This is a genomic window from Brevundimonas sp. EU05-FHT14B11 (assembly GCF_058790835.1).
Genome location: NZ_JBYTCY010000001.1, coordinates 1,023,866 through 1,043,720, shown reverse-complemented (window position 1 = coordinate 1,043,720; position 19,855 = coordinate 1,023,866). Strand labels below are relative to the sequence as shown.

General features: G+C 68.0%; 17 protein-coding genes. 10 read left to right on the top strand and 7 right to left on the bottom strand.

All coding sequences use genetic code 11. From position 1 onward, the window contains the following. Positions 1–42 precede the first annotated feature (42 nt). The gene (locus AC3WRV_RS05125) at positions 43–1,380 is read right to left on the bottom strand and encodes an amino acid permease (RefSeq protein ID WP_492312394.1); all 1,338 of its coding nucleotides are present in this window, start codon (positions 1,378–1,380) and stop codon (positions 43–45) included. Between the two features lie 121 nt (positions 1,381–1,501). Here AC3WRV_RS05125 and AC3WRV_RS05120 point away from each other — a divergent pair, with 121 nt between their 5' ends. After that, positions 1,502–2,482 (top strand): acyl-CoA thioester hydrolase/BAAT C-terminal domain-containing protein, encoded by a 981-nt coding sequence (locus AC3WRV_RS05120; RefSeq protein ID WP_492312393.1) that lies wholly within the window; start codon positions 1,502–1,504, stop codon positions 2,480–2,482. Between the two features lie 130 nt (positions 2,483–2,612). Here the strand turns inward: AC3WRV_RS05120 and AC3WRV_RS05115 are convergent, their stop codons facing one another. Beyond that, complete coding sequence (locus AC3WRV_RS05115) at positions 2,613–3,479, bottom strand: hypothetical protein (protein ID WP_291838115.1); 867 nt, start codon at positions 3,477–3,479, stop codon at positions 2,613–2,615. A gap of 160 nt (positions 3,480–3,639) precedes the next feature. Here AC3WRV_RS05115 and AC3WRV_RS05110 point away from each other — a divergent pair, with 160 nt between their 5' ends. Beyond that, the gene (locus AC3WRV_RS05110) at positions 3,640–4,335 is read left to right on the top strand and encodes an HAD family hydrolase (RefSeq protein WP_492312392.1); all 696 of its coding nucleotides are present in this window, start codon (positions 3,640–3,642) and stop codon (positions 4,333–4,335) included. Between the two features lie 75 nt (positions 4,336–4,410). Here AC3WRV_RS05110 and AC3WRV_RS05105 read toward each other — a convergent pair whose 3' ends face one another. After that, complete coding sequence (locus tag AC3WRV_RS05105; RefSeq protein ID WP_291838121.1) at positions 4,411–7,353, bottom strand: TonB-dependent receptor domain-containing protein; 2,943 nt, start codon at positions 7,351–7,353, stop codon at positions 4,411–4,413. Positions 7,354–7,714: 361 nt separating this feature from the next. Between AC3WRV_RS05105 and AC3WRV_RS05100 the strand changes: the two genes are divergently transcribed. Continuing rightward, the gene (locus AC3WRV_RS05100; RefSeq protein WP_291838124.1) at positions 7,715–8,029 is read left to right on the top strand and encodes a hypothetical protein; all 315 of its coding nucleotides are present in this window, start codon (positions 7,715–7,717) and stop codon (positions 8,027–8,029) included. Between the two features lie 28 nt (positions 8,030–8,057). Next, positions 8,058–11,357, top strand: coding sequence for a carbamoyl-phosphate synthase large subunit (gene carB, locus AC3WRV_RS05095; RefSeq protein ID WP_492312391.1), 3,300 nt, complete (start codon positions 8,058–8,060; stop codon positions 11,355–11,357). A 65-nt stretch (positions 11,358–11,422) separates the two neighbouring features. On the opposite strand, the gene AC3WRV_RS05090 is transcribed toward carB, so the two are convergent. Continuing rightward, positions 11,423–13,330: a methyl-accepting chemotaxis protein gene (locus AC3WRV_RS05090; RefSeq protein ID WP_492312390.1), complete on the bottom strand. Its 1,908-nt coding sequence runs from the start codon at positions 13,328–13,330 to the stop codon at positions 11,423–11,425. A 377-nt stretch (positions 13,331–13,707) separates the two neighbouring features. Here AC3WRV_RS05090 and AC3WRV_RS05085 point away from each other — a divergent pair, with 377 nt between their 5' ends. Next, the gene (locus tag AC3WRV_RS05085; protein ID WP_492312389.1) at positions 13,708–14,007 is read left to right on the top strand and encodes a DUF1294 domain-containing protein; all 300 of its coding nucleotides are present in this window, start codon (positions 13,708–13,710) and stop codon (positions 14,005–14,007) included. A gap of 41 nt (positions 14,008–14,048) precedes the next feature. Here AC3WRV_RS05085 and AC3WRV_RS05080 read toward each other — a convergent pair whose 3' ends face one another. After that, positions 14,049–15,344, bottom strand: a complete 1,296-nt coding sequence (locus tag AC3WRV_RS05080) for a dicarboxylate/amino acid:cation symporter (RefSeq protein WP_492312388.1) — start codon at positions 15,342–15,344, stop codon at positions 14,049–14,051. Positions 15,345–15,455: 111 nt separating this feature from the next. On the opposite strand from AC3WRV_RS05080, the gene AC3WRV_RS05075 reads away from it, so the two are divergent. The 4 genes from AC3WRV_RS05075 to AC3WRV_RS05060 all read left to right on the top strand — a co-directional run bounded on the left by AC3WRV_RS05075 (position 15,456) and on the right by AC3WRV_RS05060 (position 17,945). Further along, positions 15,456–16,118, top strand: coding sequence for a glutathione S-transferase family protein (locus tag AC3WRV_RS05075; protein ID WP_492312387.1), 663 nt, complete (start codon positions 15,456–15,458; stop codon positions 16,116–16,118). A 78-nt stretch (positions 16,119–16,196) separates the two neighbouring features. Then, positions 16,197–16,385, top strand: coding sequence for a hypothetical protein (locus AC3WRV_RS05070; RefSeq protein WP_291832212.1), 189 nt, complete (start codon positions 16,197–16,199; stop codon positions 16,383–16,385). A 103-nt stretch (positions 16,386–16,488) separates the two neighbouring features. Next, positions 16,489–16,962, top strand: a complete 474-nt coding sequence (greA, locus tag AC3WRV_RS05065; protein ID WP_291832211.1) for a transcription elongation factor GreA — start codon at positions 16,489–16,491, stop codon at positions 16,960–16,962. 50 nt (positions 16,963–17,012) lie between these two features. Then, positions 17,013–17,945, top strand: a complete 933-nt coding sequence (locus AC3WRV_RS05060; protein WP_492312386.1) for a mitochondrial fission ELM1 family protein — start codon at positions 17,013–17,015, stop codon at positions 17,943–17,945. Here the strand turns inward: AC3WRV_RS05060 and AC3WRV_RS05055 are convergent. Next, positions 17,942–18,256 (bottom strand): glycine zipper domain-containing protein, encoded by a 315-nt coding sequence (locus tag AC3WRV_RS05055; protein WP_291832209.1) that lies wholly within the window; start codon positions 18,254–18,256, stop codon positions 17,942–17,944. The genes AC3WRV_RS05060 and AC3WRV_RS05055 overlap by 4 nt on opposite strands. A gap of 69 nt (positions 18,257–18,325) precedes the next feature. Here AC3WRV_RS05055 and trxB point away from each other — a divergent pair, with 69 nt between their 5' ends. Continuing rightward, positions 18,326–19,336: a thioredoxin-disulfide reductase gene (trxB, locus tag AC3WRV_RS05050; RefSeq protein WP_291832208.1), complete on the top strand. Its 1,011-nt coding sequence runs from the start codon at positions 18,326–18,328 to the stop codon at positions 19,334–19,336. A 12-nt stretch (positions 19,337–19,348) separates the two neighbouring features. Here trxB and AC3WRV_RS05045 read toward each other — a convergent pair whose 3' ends face one another. After that, positions 19,349–19,801: a response regulator gene (locus AC3WRV_RS05045; protein ID WP_492312385.1), complete on the bottom strand. Its 453-nt coding sequence runs from the start codon at positions 19,799–19,801 to the stop codon at positions 19,349–19,351. Between the last annotated feature and the right edge of the window lie 54 nt (positions 19,802–19,855).

The following is a 19,855-nucleotide window of genomic DNA, read 5'->3' as shown; positions in this document are numbered from 1 at the left end:
CGCTCCGTAAGGCCGTAATCCGGCGAACAAACGGCGGGGTGGTTAGGCCCCCTGACCCTCAGGGTCAACGCGCGATCCGGACTTTCTCAGAAACACGAACCATGCGGCGGTCATCAGGGCGACGAAACCCGCCGTCGGCAGGATGTATCCGGGCGCCGCGGCGGCCACGGCGGCGACGGCGAACACCATGCCCAGAACGGCGATGGAACGCGCGCCGGGCGTCTTCGCCAACCGGAACAGCGACAGCGCGCAGACGGCGTAGATGGTTAGGCTCAGGACTGAGGTGACGCCCACCAGCATGCCGAACTGCTTACCCAGCGTCGGCTGGCCCGACAGGATGGCGATCACGCTCATGAAGGCCGCGCCCAGCAGAGGGGTGACGATCGGCGTCCTGGTCGGCGAGCCGAAGCCCGAGGGCAGATAGCCCTGCTGCGCCGCGGCGCGCGCCGTCTCGCCGCCCATCATCGTCCAGCCGCCGATGGTGCCCAGGGTCTTGGTGATCGCGCAGACCGCGACGATTCCGGCGATCGAGGCGCCGAACACCCGCCCGGCCAGGTCGGCGTAGGGACTGGTCGAATGGGCCAGCTGGGCCACGGGAATCACGCCGAACACGGCGACCGTCGCGCTGACATAGACCAGTGTGGCCAGAAGGGCGCCGGCGACCGAAGCGCGCCGCACGTCGACGGCCGGATGACGCACCCGGTGGGACAGGGCCGCGGCGCTTTCCACGCCCAGATAGGCCCAGAAGATGATGGCCAGCGAGGCGGGCACGGTCTTCAGCAACGGCTCGCCCGACGGGCTCCATGAGGCCGCGAAGACCGCCGGATCGAAGGCGGCGACGCCCGCCGCGACGGCGATGCCGATGGGAATCAGGCCCACCACCAGCGCCACGGCCGCCAGCCACGAGGCCGTGCGGGCGCCGATGATGTAGGCCAGGGTCGCGATCCAGATCAGGCCCAGATTGCACAATGTCGCCGCGACCGGGTTCTTCAGCATCGGCCAGAAGAAACCCAGATAGCCCGTGGCGGCCACGGCCACCGCGACATTGCCGATCAGGCAGGCCATCCAGAAGGCCAGCGAGACCTGAAAGCCCGCGAACCGGCCCAGCCCCAGCTCGGCGAAGCCCGACAGGCCGTCGGCCTTCGGCGCGACCCGGCCCAGCGCCCCGAACACCAGCGCCAGCGTCGCCGCGCCCACGGCCGCCACCAGCCAGCCGATCAGGCTGGAACTGCCGGTCGAGGCCAGGCTGACGGGCAGCAGGTACAGACCCGAGCCGATCATGTTCCCGGCCACCACCAGCGCGGCCAGCCCCCAGCCCAGCTTGTGCCGGTCCGAGAGCGGGTCCTCGGGCAGCGGGATGGAGTGTTCGACGTGGCTCATGCCGCAGAGGTGCATCCGCTCAGGCCGCGGCGTCAACAGGTGTCGGACGACGAGGGTTTGCGAGTCTCATTGACCCTCCATTTACTTTGCATCATAAAGTACTTGATAAATGGAGATCCTGATGTCCTTCGCCCTGTCCGCCAGCCTTCCCGCCGCCGTCGCCGCCCTGCTGCTGGGCGCCTTCGTCCTGACCGCTCCGGCGACCGCACAGACGCCCGCCCCCACCGTCGCGGCGCCCGCCGCCCGGGCCGCCGACGTGATCATCCGCGAGGAGGGCCTCGTCGCCGAATACTTCGCCCCCGCGCCCGGAACGCAGGCCTCCGCGGGCGCCGTCATCGTCCTGGGCGGTTCGGAGGGCGGGCTGCGCGGCGGACGTGGCCTGGCCCGCCGCCTTTCCGATGCGGGCTTCGCCGCCATCGCCGTCTCCTATTTCGGCGAGCCGGGCCAGAAGCCGGTCCTGAACGAGATTCCCATCGAGCCGGTCGACCGCGCCCTCGCCTGGCTCAAGGCCCGACCGGAAATCCACGGCCCGATCGCGGTCATGGGCGTGTCCAAGGGCGGTGAACTGGCCCTGCTGACCGCCAGCCGCAATCCGGAGATCCGCGCCGTCGTCGCCGGCGTGCCCTCCCACGTCGTCTGGGCCGGCATCGATCAGACCGGCGGCGCCGTCGGCTCATCCTGGACCGCCGGCGGCCAGCCGCTCGCCTACGTTCCCTACAACATGTCCAACGGCTTCACCGGGGTGTTCAACCTGTACAACGACAGCCTGGCGACGGCCTCCGCCGAGGCGGAAATCCCGGTCGAGGCGATCAACGGCCCGGTGCTGATGATCTCCGGCCAGGCCGACGGCCTGTGGCCCTCGGCGGAGATGGCCCGGCGCGTGGAGCAACGGCTGCAGGCCCACGGCTTCCGCCACCCGGTCGTCAACCTGACCTATCCGGACGCCGGCCACGCCGTCTTCGGCGCCCCGGTCGCCGCCGATGCGCCGGGGCTGGAGCGCGCGCTCGCCCTGGGCGGCACCCTGCCCGGCCTGGTCGCTGCACGGGCCGACGGCTGGCCCCGCGTCCTGCGCTTCCTGCGCGACGCCCTGAACGGCGGCTAGAGCGAAATCGGTTGAGCTGGACGCAGTCCATCTCAGCTCAGATTTCGCTCCAGCATAATTCTGGAGCCTTATTCGCGGCATCACCGGGATCGCGAAGCGATTCCGCCTCAGCCGATCTGGCTCTAGGGGATCAGACGGTGACGGCGTCCATGCCGGCGAAGACCGCGTGGGTCGCGCCGGCGGTCTGCGCGGCCAGGCCGCGGTCGGGCCTCAGGTTCAGCAGCATGACCTGGCCGCAGACCTGACGGCCGACCCCGATCAGGGCGGCCGCATCCCGCCAGTCCCGCGCGGTCTCGTGACTGACCCCGGCGAAGTCGATCGACAGGCAGCGGCCGGGGGTCCCGGCCAGCCGCCGCACCGCCGCGATGTCGGGGGCCACGTGCAGGATCACCCCCTGGGCGTCGGTCTCGAAATGGCCGATGGCCGACTGGATCGCCTCGACGGGCGCGCTTTCCAGCCCGCCCATCACCTCGACCAGCAGGGTCCCCGGCGTGTTCTCGTGCTGCATCTCGGAGCACAGCAGCGAGAAGCGGCCGCGGCTGGTCGCCACGGTCCGCCAGAACACCGGCAGCACGCCGCTGTCGTTCTGGCCGAGGCGCAGCATGTCCAGTCCGTGACGCAGGGTCTGCAGGTCGATCCTCTGCAGGTCGGTCGCCTCCAGGGTGCGGCGGTTCAGTCCCGTCAGCGCCCGTTCCCCGCCCCGATGGCGGATTGTGCGGCGAATGCGTCGGCTGACCGGCAGTGAACGGACCAGGTCGAACACCGGCTGGGCGGCCAGGGTCACGGTCAGCTCGCGACGCGCCCGCGTGACCATGGTGAAGGTCAGGCTCTCGTACGGCGCGGCGTACGACCGCCGCCCGATGGGCTGGATCGCGTCCGGCCGATCGTCCTCGGGCGGCGCGTAGGCGCGCCGCTCCGGCGTCGTCTGCGGCGGGAGGTCCTCATCACCCCATGCCGTGGTCTCGGGCGGACCGATCCGCCCCGCTTCATTTCCCATGACCGGCTCCGTTTGCGCGGCCCCCCGGGATCTGCCTCGGGGTTGAGGCTGAACCGGGTTTGCGAACATATCCCTGACGAATGTGGTCAAGACCGCATTGACCATTAACCGCCCAGCGCCCCGCTCGACGGGCGCGCGAATCCGGTTCAGGGAACGCCGCATGAGCATCACCACTATCGGCCTCGACGCCGACGACACCCTTTGGCACAACGAGACGATCTTCCGGCTCACCCACGACCGGTTCGTCGCCCTTCTGGCCGATCACGGCGACCGCGACCTGATCGAGGGCCGCCTGGCCGAGGTCGAGCGGCGCAACCTGCGTCTCTACGGATACGGGGTTAAGGGGTTTACCCTGTCGATGATCGAAACGGCCATGGAACTGACCGGCGGAGAAGCGCCTCCGGTCGTGGTGCGCGAGATCCTGGCGGCGGGCCGCGAGATGCTGGCCCACCCGGTCGAGACCCTGCCCGGCGTTGACGAAGCCCTGGCGGCCTTGTCGGAAAAGTACCGCCTCGTTCTGATCACCAAGGGCGACCTGATGGATCAGGAGCGCAAGGTCGCGGCCTCCGGCCTGGGCGACCTGTTCGCCGCGGTCGAGATCGTGTCGGAGAAGGATAGCGGAACCTATCAGCGCGTCTTCGCTCGTCACGGGACCGGCGCGGAGGAGGCGGTCATGGCCGGCAACTCCATGAAGTCCGACGTCCTGCCCGCGCTCGAGGCCGGCGCCTTCGCGGTCCATATCCCCTACGCCATCACCTGGGCGCACGAGCTGGCCGAAGCGCCCGAGGGCCATGCCCGGTACGGCGCGCTGGAGTCGATCAGCGCCCTCCCGGACTGGATCGCCGCCCGGGCCTGACGCCCACAGTCGAGCAGGCGCGAAAAAGGGGCGGCGTCATCGACGCCGCCCCTTCGTTCCGTTCCGCGCTAGACCTTAGAAGCGGGCGCGGACGCCGCCGAAGACCGAGCGGCCGAACAGCTCGTAGGTCGAGGCCGTGCCGTTGCCGGTCAGGCCGTAAGGCATCTGCTCGTCGGTGATGTTGTTCACCCCGACGAACAGCTCGACGTTGTCGGCTCCACCGAAGCCGCCGTCGATGCGGTAGCGCACGATGATGTCGTGGTAGACTTGGCTCGGCACATAGTTCGGGTAGATCGCCTCGGCGGAGTTCACGCCCGGCTTCGGCGTGACGTCGAAGCGGGCCACCTCGTCCTCGAACCGGGTTTCCCAGGTCACGGCCAGGCCGCCGCCGTCCCAGGTCAGGCGGGACTTGTAGGACCATTCGGGGTTGCCGATTTCGCCCTTCTCGACGTCGATTTCGTCAGGACGATCAGCAAACGCGAAGAAGTCCAGCTCCTTCAGATAGTTGGCGCTCAGGCTGCCGGAGAGCCGGCCGCGCAGTCCGCCGAACAACCGCGGGTGATCCATCGCCAGGGCGTCCAGGTCGCGCTGATAGGTCAGCTCGAAATCCCAGCCCTTGGTGGTCAGCATCGCCGCGTTGATGAAGGTCGTCTCAACGAAGTCGATGTTGTTGTCGGCGCCGCGGGTGAACAGCGAGCAGAAGTTCGCGTCCAGGCCGCCCGTGGCGTCGTAGCAGTTGTTGATGATGTCCTGGGCCCCGATCGACGCGATCGCCTTGTCGATCTTGATGTCATAGTAGTCGGCCGTGAAGGTCAGACCCTGGATCCAGCGCGGCTGCAGGACGACGCCGTAGGTGAAGCTTTCGGCTTCTTCCGGATCGAGGTTCGGGTTGCCGCTGGACGTGCCGTCGATCGACGCGTTGGTGTTGGAGTTGAAGCCGCCCGGGAGACCATCGGCCGCACAGTTGGCCGCCCGATCCGGATCGGCGTTGATGTTGTTGACGTCGCAGGGATCGCTCACCGAGAAGAAGCCCGCCGTCGTCGGCAGGAAGGCCTCGGTGATGTTCGGGGCCCGAACGGCGCGCGAATAGGTTCCGCGGAACATCACATCGCGAGCCGGCGCATAGACGGCGCCGACTTTCCAGGCTTCCGCTCCACCGACCGTCGAGTAGTCCGCGTAGCGGTAGGCGCCGTCGATCGACAGGCGATAGGCGAACGGCAGATCCGCCAGCAGCGGGAGGTTGAACTCGCCGAACACCTCGGTGACGTCGAACTCGCCATAGGCGTCAGGCTGCGCGGCGCTGTCGGCCAACCCCGACTTGATGAAGGGGTCGTTGATGTTCTCGCTCGTCTCCTTGCGATACTCGAAGCCGCCGGCGAAGGCGATCGGGCCGCCCTGCAGGTTGAAGAATTTCGAGGTGTCGAAGTTGAACAGGCCGGTCACCACCTCTTGGGTGATGGTGTGGTTCCGGGTCGCCTCGTAGGTCACGTAGTCGATGGCGGCCTGGGAGTTCTGGCGGCCGAACGGGTTGAACGCCACGCAGGGTTCCGAGGTCTGGTCGGGACCAGGCGTCATGTTGCGGCAGACGACCTCGCCGGTCGGCAGACGGATCGCGTCGATCGCCGCGGCGTAGTTGCCCGGGATCATGCCGCCCGTGGCGTCGAACCGGTTCTGGGTCTCACCGTAGTTGTACGACAGATCCCAGTCGAAGTCGGCGAAGCCGGTCTCGAACGTGCCGCGCAGGCCGGTCACGACACGATAGGTCTCACGCGAGATATTGTTCACCCGCGAGCCCATGTCCGCGTTGAAGCGGCCGAAGGTGATGTCGCGGCCGGCGATGACGGCGGCCAGCTCCGGGGTGATGAACGCATTGTCGGGCTGGATCAGGTAGTCGCCGAACGTGAAGGACGGCTGGACGGAGTCCTGGATCTCGGACCGGACGAACTTGGCGTCCAGATAGCCCGTCACATTGGGAGAGAAGTCATAGCGAAGCCGGACGTCGGTCCCGTACCGATTGGTCCGGGGCACCAGCGTGACATAGTCCTCCAGCGAGGTGCAGGTCTCGCAGTCGCCGAACTGGCCGAAGGCGAAGCTGTTTTCACCGATGCGCGGCTGTTGCGGAACGGGCGACCCGTTGTTGCGCAGCGCGGTGATGATCTCGAACGTATTGGCGTCGATGATGACGCCGTTCTCGTCGAGGTAATCGGTGAGCACGTTCGGCACCAGGATCCGGTCGGGGATGCCGTCGTTCGGCCCGGTGTTCAGCGGGTTGATGATCGAGCCGTAGTCGCGCAGCGCATCGACCTCGCTGGCCATGACCCGGTCAGAGTGATCGTAGAACAGGCTGACGGTCGCGTTGGCGCGATTGTCCAGGAAGTTGCGGCCGTACACGCCGTTCAGGGACCAGGTGCGGCCGCCGCCGTCGGGAACGCCCCCGACCTGGGCGGTCATCTCGCCGCCGTCGAAGTCGTTCTTCAGGAGGATGTTGACCACGCCGGACACGGCGTCCGAGCCGTAGATGGCCGACGCGCCGCCGGTGATCACTTCGACACGCTCGACCAGCGCGGCCGGAATCGAGTTCAGATCGACCGCAGCATTGCCCGCGTCGCCGCCGACGTGACGCTTGCCGTCCACCAGGGTCAGGGTCCGCGCGGCGCCCAGGTCCCGCAGGTTCGGGAAGTTCAGGCCGCCCGAGTCGCCGAAGCTGTCGGAGTTCGCGCGAACGGTCGAGTTCGCGCTCAGCGCCGGAAGTTCCGCCAGGATCTGGCCCAGATCCTGGGTACCCGACGTCTGGATCGCTTCCTGGGAAACCGTGGCGACCGGCGTGGGTTGTTCAAGGTTAGGGCGCGGAATGCGCGATCCCGTGACGACCACCTCCCCGATTTCGGTCGCTTCATCCTGCGGAGCGGGCTGTTGACCGCCCGCATCCTGGGCGAAGGCGGGCGTAGCGAGCAGTGCGGCGGCGAGAAGGCCGCCTGTCAGCGCGGAGGAATCGCGGAGGCGATTACGGAATGACATGATTTCAGAACCCCGATGAAATGCGGCCGACTATGGCCAGACTGGTGACGCAAAGATTTGGACGCGCGCAGAAACTCCCCCCGCGAACGTCCGTTGGGCAACCCAAAGCGGCGGGAACTTGTTCCCTTCGCCTCGAGTGTGTTCGTCTTGGGAGGGAATTCCGGCAATGATTTGTCACATCAGCGACACACCCCGTGGGAACGCCCCCGGATAGCTTGAGGACCGGTCGGCGCCGGGGTGTCTTTTCGCCTTGCCGCCGACGCCCCCCTTCTCTAGACGGGCCGCTTAACCGACAACCCGAACGAAACCGCGCCGGCGCAAGCCGCGTCGGGTTCGCGCGCGCAAGGAGCCTCCCCCGCCCGTGTCCGCCTCCGACGCCAGCCATGACGAACGCGACGCCGCCGTGCGCGCGGCCCTGGCGGCCCAGGGCGACAACGGCGTCACGCCCCGGCACACGCTGTTCTACTTCTACGGCGAGGGCGACCACGACGACCTGAACGAGGTGGCGCGGCGCGCCGGCTTCGTGACCCGGGGGCAGGACGACATGACCGTTCTGGAAACGACGATCCCGGTGGACGAGACGTCGTTCGCGCCCGTTTCCTCCATGATGCAATCCTGGGCCGCGGCCTTCCAGCTCGACTACGACGGCTGGGAGTGCGCGGTCGTGACGAACTGACGATCCAAAGAAGAAGAGCCTCAGGCCCATGCCCAAACGCACAGACATCCAGTCCATCCTGATCATCGGCGCGGGCCCGATCGTGATCGGTCAGGCGTGCGAGTTCGACTATTCCGGCGTGCAGGCCTGCAAGGCGCTGAAGGCTGAGGGGTACCGGGTGATCCTGGTCAACTCCAACCCCGCCACGATCATGACCGACCCGGAGGTGGCCGACGCCACCTATATCGAGCCGATCACGCCCGAGATCGTCGAGAAGATCATCGCCAAGGAACGGCCAGACGCCCTGCTGCCGACCATGGGCGGCCAGACCGCGCTGAACACGGCGCTGGCGCTGGAAGAGTCCGGCGCGCTGGCTAAATACGGCGTCGAAATGATCGGGGCCAAGGCCGAGGTCATCGACAAGGCCGAGGACCGTCAGAAGTTCCGCGACGCCATGGACAAGCTGGGCCTCGAAAGCCCCCGCTCAAAGGCCGCCCACTCGATGGAAGAGGCGCTGGAGGGGCTGGAGTTCGTCGGCCTGCCCGCCGTCATCCGCCCGTCCTTCACCCTGGCCGGCACCGGCGGCGGCATCGCCTTCAACCGCGAGGAGTTCGAGGAGATCGTCCTGCGCGGCCTCGACCTGTCGCCCACCACCGAAGTGCTGATCGAGGAATCGGTGCTGGGCTGGAAGGAGTACGAGATGGAGGTCGTCCGCGACACGGCGGACAACTGCATCATCATCTGCTCGATCGAGAACATCGACCCGATGGGCGTGCACACGGGCGACAGCATCACCGTGGCGCCCGCCCTGACCCTGACCGACAAAGAGTACCAGCGCATGCGCACGGGCTCGATCAACGTCCTGCGCGAGATCGGCGTCGAGACCGGCGGATCGAACGTGCAGTGGGCCATCAATCCGGCCGACGGCCGCATGGTCGTCATCGAGATGAACCCGCGCGTGTCGCGGTCTTCCGCCCTGGCCTCCAAGGCCACCGGCTTCCCGATCGCCAAGGTCGCCGCGCGCCTGGCCGTCGGCTACACGCTGGACGAACTGCAGAACGACATCACCAAGGTCACGCCCGCCTCGTTCGAGCCGAGCATCGACTATGTCGTCACCAAGATCCCGCGCTTCGCCTTCGAGAAATACCCGGGCTCCGAGCCCCTGCTGGGCACTTCGATGAAGTCGGTGGGCGAGGTCATGGCCATCGGCCGGACCTTCCAGGAATCGATGCAGAAGGCCCTGCGCGGCCTCGAGACCGGCCTGACCGGCTTCAACGAGATCGAGATCGAAGGCGTGGCGGATGTCGAGGACGACGCTTCGGCGCGCGCCGCCGTCATCCGGGCGCTGGGCCAGCCGACGCCCGACCGCATCCGCGTCATCGCCCAGGCCTTCCGCCACGGCCTGACCGTGGAAGAGGTCAACGCCGCCTGTTCCTACGAGCCCTGGTTCCTGCGCCAGATCGCCGACATCGTCCGCACCGAGGGCCATGTCGTCGTGCAGGGCCTGCCGACCACCGCGACCGACTTCCGCAGGCTGAAGGCCAAGGGCTTCTCCGACGCCCGTCTGGGCCAGCTGACCGGTTCGACCGAGAAGGCCGTCCGTAAGGCCCGCCGCGCGCTGGACGTGCGCCCGGTCTTCAAGCGCATCGACACCTGCGCCGCCGAGTTCGCCTCGGCCACGGCCTATATGTACTCGACCTATGAGACGGGCGCCCTGGGCCAGGTCCCCGAGTGCGAAGCCGCGCCGTCGGACAAGAAGAAGGCCATCATCCTGGGCGGCGGTCCCAACCGGATCGGCCAGGGGATCGAGTTCGACTACTGCTGCTGTCACGCGGCCTTCGCCTTCGACGACATCGGCGTCGAGTCGATCATGGTCAACTGCAACCCCGAGACCGTCTCTACCGACTACGACACCTCCGACCGCCTCTATTTCGAGCCTCTGACCGAAGAGGACGTTCTGGAGCTGATCGACGTCGAGCGCTCGAAGGGCGAACTGATCGGCGTCGTCGTCCAGTTCGGCGGCCAGACCCCGTTGAAGCTGGCCCATGCGCTGCAGGAGGACGGCGTGCCGATCCTGGGCACCACGGTGGATTCCATCGACCTGGCCGAGGACCGCGAGCGCTTCCAGAAGATGCTCAACGACATCGGCCTGAAGCAGCCGCCCAACGGCCTGGCCCGCAGCGCCGAGGAAGCCGCGCTGAAGGCGGAAGAAGTTGGTTATCCGGTCGTCCTGCGCCCCTCCTACGTGCTGGGCGGACGCGGCATGATGATCGTCCACGACCGCGAGCAGCTGGACCGCTACGTCCATGAGGCCATGCGCGTCTCGGGCGACGATCCGGTGCTGATCGACCACTATCTGAACCGCGCCACCGAGGTGGACGTGGACGCCCTGTGCGATGACGAGACCGTCTTCGTGGCGGGCGTGCTGGAGCATATCGAGGAAGCCGGCGTCCACTCGGGCGACAGCGCCTGTTCGATGCCGCCCTATTCGCTGTCGCCGGCCATCGTCGCCGAGCTGAAGCGGCAGACCGAGGCCATGGCCCGGGCGCTGAAGGTGCGCGGCCTGATGAACGTCCAGTTCGCCATCGAGGAGCCGCACAGCGAAACCCCGCGCATCTTCGTGCTGGAAGTGAACCCGCGCGCCAGCCGCACGGCGCCCTTCGTGGCCAAGACCATCGGCCAGCCGATCGCCGCCATCGCCGCCAAGGTCATGGCCGGCGTGCCGCTGAAGTCCTTCGGCCTGGCCGACAAGCCGTACGATCATATCGCGGTCAAGGAAGCGGTCTTCCCGTTCGCCCGCTTCGCCGGGGTCGACATCATCCTGGGCCCGGAAATGCGCTCGACCGGCGAGGTCATGGGCCTGGACTGGAAGCGCGACGGCGAGGCCGACATGGCCCCCGCCTTCGCCCGCGCCTTCGCCAAGTCCCAGCTGGGCGGCGGCACCACCCTGCCGGCCGCGGGCTGCGCCTTCATCTCGGTCAAGGACGAGGACAAGCCCTTCATCCTCGACGCCGCCAAGACCCTGCTGGCCGAAGGCTTCACCCTGATCGCCACGGAGGGCACCCACGCCTACCTCGTCGGCGAAGGCCTTGAGGTCGGGCTGGTCAAGAAGGTGCTGGAAGGCCGTCCGCACATCGTTGATGCGATGAAGAACGGCGAGGTCCAGCTGGTCTTCAACACCACCTCGGGCAAGCAGTCGCTGCAGGACAGCTTCAGCCTGCGCCGCACCGCGCTGATGATGAAGATCCCCTACTACACCACCGCCGCGGGGGCCCTGGCCGCCGCCCAGGCGATCGGGGCGATCAAGGCGGGCGAACTGGATGTCCGCCCGATCCAGGACTATGCCTGACTGACAGCCTCTCCTGTCAGGATGGCGGGGGCGAAAGCCGGGACGAGCGGGATTGAGTCCGAGCCCTAGAACTCCTCCCAGCCGTCGGCGGCGGCGACCGGTTCGGACCGGCGGGCGGCGCCGCCGCGGCCGATGATTTTCAGGGCCGGAACAGGACGGGCCGCCGGACCCGGCGCCGGGGCGCGGGCCGTGGCCGGGGCCGCGTCGCCAATGCGGAAGCGGGCGACGGACGAGGCCAGGCCCTCGGCCTCCTGCGTCAGCGAGTGGCTGGCGGCGGTCGACTGCTCGACCATGGCGGCGTTCTGCTGGGTGACCTGATCCATCTGGTTGACGGCGGTGTTGACCTGCTGAAGGCCGGTGGCCTGTTCGTTGGCCGAGGCCGCGATTTCGGACACCAGGCCGTCGATCTCGGCGACGCGGCCGACGATGCGCTGCAGGGCCTCGCCGGTCTGGCCGACCAGTTTCACCCCGGTGTCGACCTGGCTGGTCGAGGCCGAGATCAGGGTCTTGATCTCCTTGGCCGCTTCGGCCGAGCGCTGGGCCAGGGCCCGGACTTCGGAGGCGACGACCGCGAAGCCGCGGCCGGCGTCGCCGGCGCGGGCCGCCTCGACCCCGGCGTTCAGGGCCAGCAGGTTGGTCTGGAAGGCGATCTCGTCGATGACGCCGATGATCTGGCTGATCTGCTGGGCCGATCGTTCGATGGCGCTCATGGCCTCGACGGCGTCGCGAACCACGATGCCCGAGGTCTCGGCGTCACCGCGCGCGCCCTGGACCACGCTGGAAGCCTGACGGGCGCCCGAGGCGGTCTTGTTGACGGTGGCGGTGATCTGATCCAGCGCGGCGGCGGTTTCCTCGAGGCTGGCGGCCTGCTGCTCGGTGCGGCGCGACAGGTCGTCGGCCGCGTGGCTGATCTCGCCCGAGCCCGAGCGGATGGCCGAGACGTTGGTGACGACAACGGCCATAGTGTCCTTCAGCGCACCCATGGCGGCGTTGAAGTCCGACCGAAGCTTTTCATACTCGACCGGCAGGTCGTCCGTGACGCTGTAGGTCAGATCGCCCTGGGCCAGTTTCTCCAGCGCGACGCCGAACGACTGCACCACCAGCGCCTGCTGCTGGGCGATCGCCGCCTCGCTGGCGGCCTTCTGGTCGCGGTCGGCCCGGGCCTTGGCCTCGACGACCTCGGCGTCAGCCTGGATTTTGGCGACGGCGGCGTCGCGGAAGACCACGACGGCGTTGGCCATCTCGCCCAGTTCGTCGCGCTGGCCGACCGCCGGCACAGTGATGCCGTGATCGCCGTCGGCGAGGCGACGCATGGCGGCGGTCATGGCCTGGAGCGGAGCCGAGACCCGGCTCAGGATCACGCGTGTGGTCACCGCCAGCACGCCCGCCGCGAACAGGGCGACGAGGCCCATGATCATCAGCGAAATCTGGAACACCCGCGCCGCGGCCGCGCCGTCCTCGCGGGCGACTCGGACCTGCAGATCGACCAAGGCCCCGATGCTGGCGCTGACGGGATCGATGGCAGGATAGAGTTCGGTCTCGACGAACTGCGCGAGCGCGGGGGCGTCTCCCGATCGCAGAATGGTCTCGAGCCGGGCGACCGCGGCGTTCGCGGCGGGCAGGCCCTCGGTCACGCTGGCGATCAGGGTCTCCTCCTCCGGCGTCATCTCCGTGGCGCTGTAGGCGTTCCAGTTCTGGGCGATGGTCGCCTTGGCGGCGGTGATGTCCTCCAGAGCCTTGGACGGGGTGATCGCGCCCGCGCGCGCCTTGTGCGCCGTATCGACGATGTTGACGGCGTACATGTCGCTGGCCGCCTTCAACTGCTGCATCGGGACGATCCGATCACCGATGATCGAGCGCATCCGGCCATCCACCATCGAGGCCGAGATCCAGCCGCTGAGGCCTATCGCCGTCATGCCGATGGCGAGGGCGCCGAGGCATGCCAGAAGGCGGGTCTTGATGGTCATCTTCATCGGGCGTCTCCCCTTGGGGTATCGCCAGGCGCGGATAGGGCGGCCCGACGCGATCCCCATCACGCACCTCAGAATGTCACCGTTATTGATTAATCGAAGATCAATGTTTCCCCACTTCTGTGCACGCAAGGTGCGTGTGCAGTAACCAAGGCTCATCACGAAGCAGGTACAAATACGTATACGCAACAACAATAGGTAGTATTGTTGAAAATATTCTCCGATCTGCACCCCCAACGAGGAAACGCTCGTGTTGATCCCCAGACAACGCGGCGGAAACGCCCCCGGCCCGGTCGCTCCCGCGCGCTCGGCGACGCTCTGGCCGTGCTGATCGGCCTCGGGCTGTCGTCCCTGTCGCGGCGCGGGGGACCGGAGTCGCCTTGAACGTCGCCGCCTCGTCCGACTATGTGGTCCCGGCCTTGCTGATCGGGTTGGCCGGGCTGGAGGGCGCCGCCTTCCTCCTGTTCGCGCATGACAAGGCGGCCGCGCGCGAACACCGGCGCCGCGTCCCCGAACAGAGCCTGTTATGGGCGGCTGTGTGGGGCGGTATCGGGGCGTGGCTGGCGTGCCAGATGCTGCGCCACAAGACGCGCAAGGAGCCGTTCCGGACGCTCCTGGCGGCGGCGGTGCTGGTTCACCTGCTGGCGGTCGGTGCGGGGGTCTGGTGGATGTCGGGCTGAGTGGCTCGCCGAAGCAGGCGCCATCAGCGCCGCGCCCGCGCCTAGATCCCGGCGCCCGGCTCCGGGTCCAGATCCGCATCGCGGCCCTCGACGATCCGCGCGGCGGCCAGGTCGGCGGTGACGTTGCCGATGGTGCGGAAGATGTCGGGGATGACCTCGACCGCCAGCAGCAGCGGCAGCACCTGCACCGGCACGCCCATCGCCAGACAGATCGGGGCGATGGAGACGAAGAAGCTGACCTGACCGGGCAAGCCCACCGTACCCACCGACACCGCCAGCGCCGTCAGCCCGCCCGCGATCCACAAAGCCGGCCCCAGATGAATGCCATGCAGGTGGGCGACGTAGATGACCACGGCCAGGTTGGCGACCGGGCTGGTGATGCGGAACACCGCCACCGCCAGCGGCAGGACCAGACCCGCCGTCGCCGTGGACACGCCCAGGGCGGTGCGCGCCTGCTCGACCATGGCCGGCAGGCTGGCCAGCGAGGACTGGGTCGAGAAGGCCACGACCTGGGCCGGGGCCACGCCGCGCGCGAACCGGCTCAGGCCGATGCGCCCGAACGGCACGGCCACGACATAGATCAGGATGATGAGCCCGACCTGGGCCAGCACCACCAAGGTGACGTAGTGGCCCAGCACGCCCAGCGCGCCGAGACCGGCGTTCAGACCCACGCCCATGGACAGGGCGAACACGCCGATCGGCGCGGCCAGCAGCACCCAGTGAACGATGACGATCATCGTCTCGGACAGGGCCTCGAAGAAGGTCACCAGCGGCGCGCGCAGGCGGGCCTCCAGCCGGGTGGTGGCGAACCCGAAGGCGATGGCGAAGACCACGATGCCCAGGATGGCGTCCTCGGCGGCCGCGCGCACGGCGTTGGGCGGCGCCAGGCTGGCCAGGAAGGCGGGCAGGCCGCCGCCGTGGGCGCTGCTGATGACCACCGAGGCGTCCGGCGCGCTGGACAACAGGGTGCGCGCGCCCTCGGGGCTGATGGGCCACAGCATGTGCAGCCCCTCGGACGCGAGGAAGGCGTAGGTCACCGCGCCGAGCAGCAGCAGGCCGAACACCAGCAGCGCCTTCAGCGCCAGCCGCCCGGTCGAAGCCGCATCCGCGATGGAGGCGATGCCGGTCACCAGCAGGCTGAAGACCAGCGGAATGATGGTCATCTTCAGAGCGTTGAGCCACAGGGACCCGATGGAGGCGATCGGCGTCGCCGTCCCCTCTCCGCCCGGCAGGCCCCAGGCCTGCGCCGCGGCGCCCGCGAACAGGCCGGCCAACAGGGCGATCATCACCCAGAGGCTGAGGGATTTCAGGGCGGAACGAAGTCGGGAAACGGCCATGCGGTGAAGCTAGGCGGGGTTTGCGCCGGACGCCATCCATCTTGTGCGTTCGCCTCTGGACGGACGCGGCGTCAACACCGCACAACAGTGATCCTCTGACGGAGCCCGGCCATGATCATCGTCCACCATCTGAACGACTCCCGCTCGCAGCGCGTGCTGTGGCTGCTGGAGGAGCTGGGCGTCGAGTATGAGGTCAAACGCTATGAGCGGAACGCCCAGCGGCTGGCCCCGCCCGAGCTGCGCGCCATCCATCCATTGGGCAAGTCGCCGGTGATCCAGCACGACGACATCATCGTCGCCGAGACGGGCGCCATCGTCGAATACCTGCTGGAGGCCTTCCCCGACCCGGGCCTGAAGCCGCCCGCCGGCACGCCCGAGGCCCGGCGCTACACCTACTGGCTGCACTATGCCGAGGGTTCGGCCATGACGCCCCTGCTGCTGAAGCTGATCTTCAGCGTCGTCCCGCAACGTTCGCCCCTGCTGATCCGCCCCATCGCCCAGGGCATTTCGAAGAAGGTCGGGGCCAGCCTGATCGACCCGCAGATCGCCAACCACATGGCCTACTGGGAAGCGGAACTGGGCAAGGGCGAATGGTTCGCGGGCGACCGCTTCAGCGCCGCCGACATCATGATGAGCTTCCCGCTGGAGGCCGCCGGCTCTCGCGCGCCGTTCGGACCGAAGATGGCCAGGGCGAAGGCCTTCCTCGAGCGCATCCACGCCCGACCCGCCTATCAACGCGCCCTGGAACGCGGCGGTCCCTACGCCTACGCCTGATCTCCTGACAGAAATGACACAGGCGTGGGTGATCGCTCGGCGGGCGAAACCCCGGGGCGCGGGCCGCGTTAACGATTCATGCGCCTGAAGACCGTCCAGATCATCGCCGCCCTCGTCGCGGCCCTCGCCTTCGTCCTGGCCTTCATCGCCGCGGGCGTCCTTCTGCTCTCCGGCCTGTTCATGGTCGTCGGCCTCGCGGCCGTGGCCTGGCTGGCCTGGAGCCTGATCCGGCAGGTCCGCAAAACAGCGAGCGCGACGCGCCCTTGAACCTTTGGGCTTGGCGCCCTACCCTCTTGGGCCGGTCGCGTGCGCCCAGCGACCTCTGTGCCGAGTAGTCTGTCAGTCGGGCGAAGCAAGAAACTCACGACATATGGAAAAAGTGCCGATGACGGCCGAGGGCTACCGTGTCCTCGACGATCAGCTTAAGCAATTGAAGTCGGTCGAAAGGCCGAGCGTCATCGCGGCCATTTCGGAGGCTCGCGAACACGGTGACCTGTCCGAAAACGCCGAGTATCACGCGGCCAAGGAACGGCAGGGCTGGATTGAAGGCTCGATCGCCGACATCGAGGACAAACTGTCGCGCGCCCAGGTGATCGACGTGTCCAAGCTGTCCGGCAGCCAGGTGAAGTTCGGCGCCACGGTCACCGTGGTCGACGAGGACACCGAGGAAGAGGGCCGCTATCAGATCGTCGGTGAACACGAAGCCGACGTGAAGGCGGGCAAGATCTCCATCGCCTCGCCGATCGCCCGCGCCATGATCTCGAAAGAGGTCGGCGACGTGGTCGAGGTCAACACGCCCGGCGGCGTGAAGGCCTATGAGATCCTCAAGGTCGAGTGGAAGTAGGCTCGCAAAAGCCTCTTTCGATCCGGGTCGTCTCTGACGGCCGGGTCGGCATGGAAAATCAGGCGCTGGGGTTGGCGGAAGCCCTCCAGCGCCTTTCGCCGTCTGAAATCACCGTCCGACGCGTGCGGTGGCGCAAGGTCTTCGACAAGCTGCCGTCTGCCCTCAAGGCGCCGTGGATGCTGGACCCGGCCTTGGACGACCCCTTCCCGGCGACCGGCGAGGCCTGGCCGGACGTGTGGATCGCCACCGGCCGGGCGACCCTGCCCCTGTCGCTGATCACTAAGCGCCGCTCGGGCGGGAAGACCTTCGTCGTCCAGACCCAGGACCCGCGCTGGCGCACCGGCGACTATGATCTGGTGGTCGCGCCCCGGCATGACGGGATCGAGGGGTCGAACGTGCTGTCGATCACCGGCTCGCCGCACCGCATCTCCGCCGCAGGGCTGGCGGAGAGCGCGGCGGCCTTCGCCGACCGACTGGATCCCCTGACCCGCCCGCGCGTGGCGGTGGTGATCGGCGGCAAGTCCCGCGCCCACGACCTGCCCGAAGCCCATGCCGCCGACCTGGCCGACCGCATCGCCGCGGCGATCACGGCGGCGGGCGGGTCGCTGATGCTGACCTTCTCGCGCCGTACGCCCGATGCGGCGAAGGCGGCGATGACGGCGCGCCTGTCCCACCTGCCGGGTGTGATCTGGGACGGGACCGGCGCCAATCCCTATTTCGCCTTCCTGCAGGCCGCCGACCACATCCTCGTCACCGAGGACAGCGCCAACATGGCCGCCGAGGCCGCCTCGACCGGCAAACCGGTGCACATCCTGCCGATGGTGGCGACCAAGCCGGCGGACAAGTTCGCCCGCCTGCACGCCGACCTGCGCGAGCGCGGCGCGGCGCGGCCGTTCGACGGCGCGCTGGCGGGCTGGAGCTATGAGCCGCTGGCCGAGACCGACCGGGCCGCGCGGATGATCCTGGAAAAGCTGGGGCTTTAGTCCCCGCCGCCGCCACCGCCGCCGCCATCGGAACCGCCACCGTCGGAGCCGCCGTCCGAACTGTTGTCATGACCGTCACGGTGGCTGTCGGCCGGATAGACGGTCCCGCTGCTGTCCGAGCCGTCCTTCTTGTTCTTGTCCTTCGCTGCGTTCACGGCGCCCATCAGGGCGACGCCCAGGCCCGCGCCGATGGCGACGCCGAGGCTGAGGCCCAGCGCGAGATTGTCGGTCGCCACCCCGATCGCCGTCCCCATGCTGACGCCCATGGCGATCCCGAGCGGCAGGAAGGCCGCGCCGTTGTTCTTCTTCATCCCCGACTCCCTTGATCCGAGCCCACCCTAGCCATCGCGGAATCCGGAATCAGCTCTTAAATAGGCGCCATGAGCACTCTCCGTACCGTCCGCGTCGCCATCATCGGTTCCGGCCCCGCCGGCTGGACCGCCGCCATCTATGCGGCGCGCGCCATGCTGCAGCCCGTCGTGATCGCGGGCCTGCAGCCCGGCGGCCAGCTGACCATCACCACCGACGTGGAGAACTATCCCGGCTTCGCCGACGTCATCCAAGGCCCTTGGCTGATGGAGCAGATGCAGAAGCAGGCCGAGCACGTCGGAACCGAGGTCATCCACGACATCGTGGTCAAGGCCGACCTGTCGCAGCGCCCGTTCCGCCTGACGCTGGATTCCGGAACCGAGATGCTGGCCGAGACGGTCATCATCTCCACCGGCGCCCAGGCCAAATGGCTGGGTCTGGAGAGCGAGCAGAAATATCAGGGCTTCGGCGTCTCCGCCTGCGCCACCTGCGACGGCTTCTTCTACCGCAACAAGGAGGTCATCGTGGTCGGCGGCGGCAACACCGCCGTGGAAGAGGCGCTGTTCCTGACCAATTTCGCATCCAAGGTCACCGTCGTGCACCGCCGCGACGAGTTCCGCGCCGAGCGCATCCTGCAGGACCGCCTGTTCGCCCACCCGAAGGTCGAGGTGGTCTGGAATAACGCCATCGACGAGATTCTGGGCGAGACCAACAGCTTCGGCGGCGTCAACGTCACCGGCGCGCGGATCAAGAACGTCGAAACGGGCGAGACCCGCGACATCACGGCTGACGGCGTCTTCATCGCCATCGGTCACGCCCCGTCGTCGGAACTGTTCGCCGGCCAGCTTGAGACCAAGCAGGGCGGTTATCTGGTCGTGAAGCCGGGCACCGCCGCCACCGCCATCGAGGGCGTCTGGGCCGCCGGCGACGTGACCGACGACGTCTACCGCCAGGCGGTCACCGCGGCGGGCATGGGCTGTATGGCCGCGCTGGAGGCCGTGCGTTTCCTCGCCGAGGAAGACCACGCCAAGGCCCACCACCCGATCACGCACAAGGAAGCGGAGAAGATCGGGGTCTGGTAGGCCCCGCTCGGATCAGCCGAACAGCTGCAGCCCAGGAGGGGCGTATTCGATCGGCTGGCCGGTGCGGCGACGCAGGGCGTAATCGACAGCCGTCTGCACCGCGCGCTCGTCCGTCGGCTTCGACAGGACGCCGATGGTTCCCGCCACGCCGTTGCGCACCATGCCCGGGTTGGCCGTCATGAACAGGACCGAGACCCCCAGGTCCTGACCCAGCTCGCGGCCCAGTTCGACCCCCGTCGGCCCGTCCGACAGATGGATGTCCACCAGCGCCAGATCGACCTCGGTCTCGCGCACCAGGTGGCGGGCGGTCCGGGCGTCCGACGCCATGCCCACCACCTCATGGCCCAGGTCCTCCAGCACGTAGCGGAGCTCCATGGCGACGAGCGCTTCGTCTTCAATGATAAGGATACGGGCGGTCATCAGGCAGTGCCGAACACGGACTTTCACAAATAGGTTCGCGTACATCTTTGGTACGCGCAAAGGGGGAACGCACAGGTCGTCAGCAGGTTTCAGGCCAAT

Excerpts from the sequence above, each read along its gene's own strand:
- greA (WP_291832211.1), top strand. The coding sequence starts at position 16,489 with ATGGAAAAAGTGCCGATGACGGCCGAGGGCTACCGTGTCCTCGACGAT.
- carB (WP_492312391.1), top strand. The coding sequence starts at position 8,058 with ATGCCCAAACGCACAGACATCCAGTCCATCCTGATCATCGGCGCGGGC.
- AC3WRV_RS05055 (WP_291832209.1), bottom strand. The coding sequence starts at position 18,256 with ATGAAGAAGAACAACGGCGCGGCCTTCCTGCCGCTCGGGATCGCCATG.
- AC3WRV_RS05120 (WP_492312393.1), top strand. The coding sequence starts at position 1,502 with ATGTCCTTCGCCCTGTCCGCCAGCCTTCCCGCCGCCGTCGCCGCCCTG.
- AC3WRV_RS05075 (WP_492312387.1), top strand. The coding sequence starts at position 15,456 with ATGATCATCGTCCACCATCTGAACGACTCCCGCTCGCAGCGCGTGCTG.
- AC3WRV_RS05045 (WP_492312385.1), bottom strand. The coding sequence starts at position 19,801 with ATGTACGCGAACCTATTTGTGAAAGTCCGTGTTCGGCACTGCCTGATG.
- AC3WRV_RS05070 (WP_291832212.1), top strand. The coding sequence starts at position 16,197 with ATGCGCCTGAAGACCGTCCAGATCATCGCCGCCCTCGTCGCGGCCCTC.
- trxB (WP_291832208.1), top strand. The coding sequence starts at position 18,326 with ATGAGCACTCTCCGTACCGTCCGCGTCGCCATCATCGGTTCCGGCCCC.
- AC3WRV_RS05115 (WP_291838115.1), bottom strand. The coding sequence starts at position 3,479 with ATGGGAAATGAAGCGGGGCGGATCGGTCCGCCCGAGACCACGGCATGG.
- AC3WRV_RS05105 (WP_291838121.1), bottom strand. The coding sequence starts at position 7,353 with ATGTCATTCCGTAATCGCCTCCGCGATTCCTCCGCGCTGACAGGCGGC.
- AC3WRV_RS05080 (WP_492312388.1), bottom strand. The coding sequence starts at position 15,344 with ATGGCCGTTTCCCGACTTCGTTCCGCCCTGAAATCCCTCAGCCTCTGG.
- AC3WRV_RS05125 (WP_492312394.1), bottom strand. The coding sequence starts at position 1,380 with ATGAGCCACGTCGAACACTCCATCCCGCTGCCCGAGGACCCGCTCTCG.
- AC3WRV_RS05090 (WP_492312390.1), bottom strand. The coding sequence starts at position 13,330 with ATGAAGATGACCATCAAGACCCGCCTTCTGGCATGCCTCGGCGCCCTC.
- AC3WRV_RS05060 (WP_492312386.1), top strand. The coding sequence starts at position 17,013 with ATGGAAAATCAGGCGCTGGGGTTGGCGGAAGCCCTCCAGCGCCTTTCG.
- AC3WRV_RS05110 (WP_492312392.1), top strand. The coding sequence starts at position 3,640 with ATGAGCATCACCACTATCGGCCTCGACGCCGACGACACCCTTTGGCAC.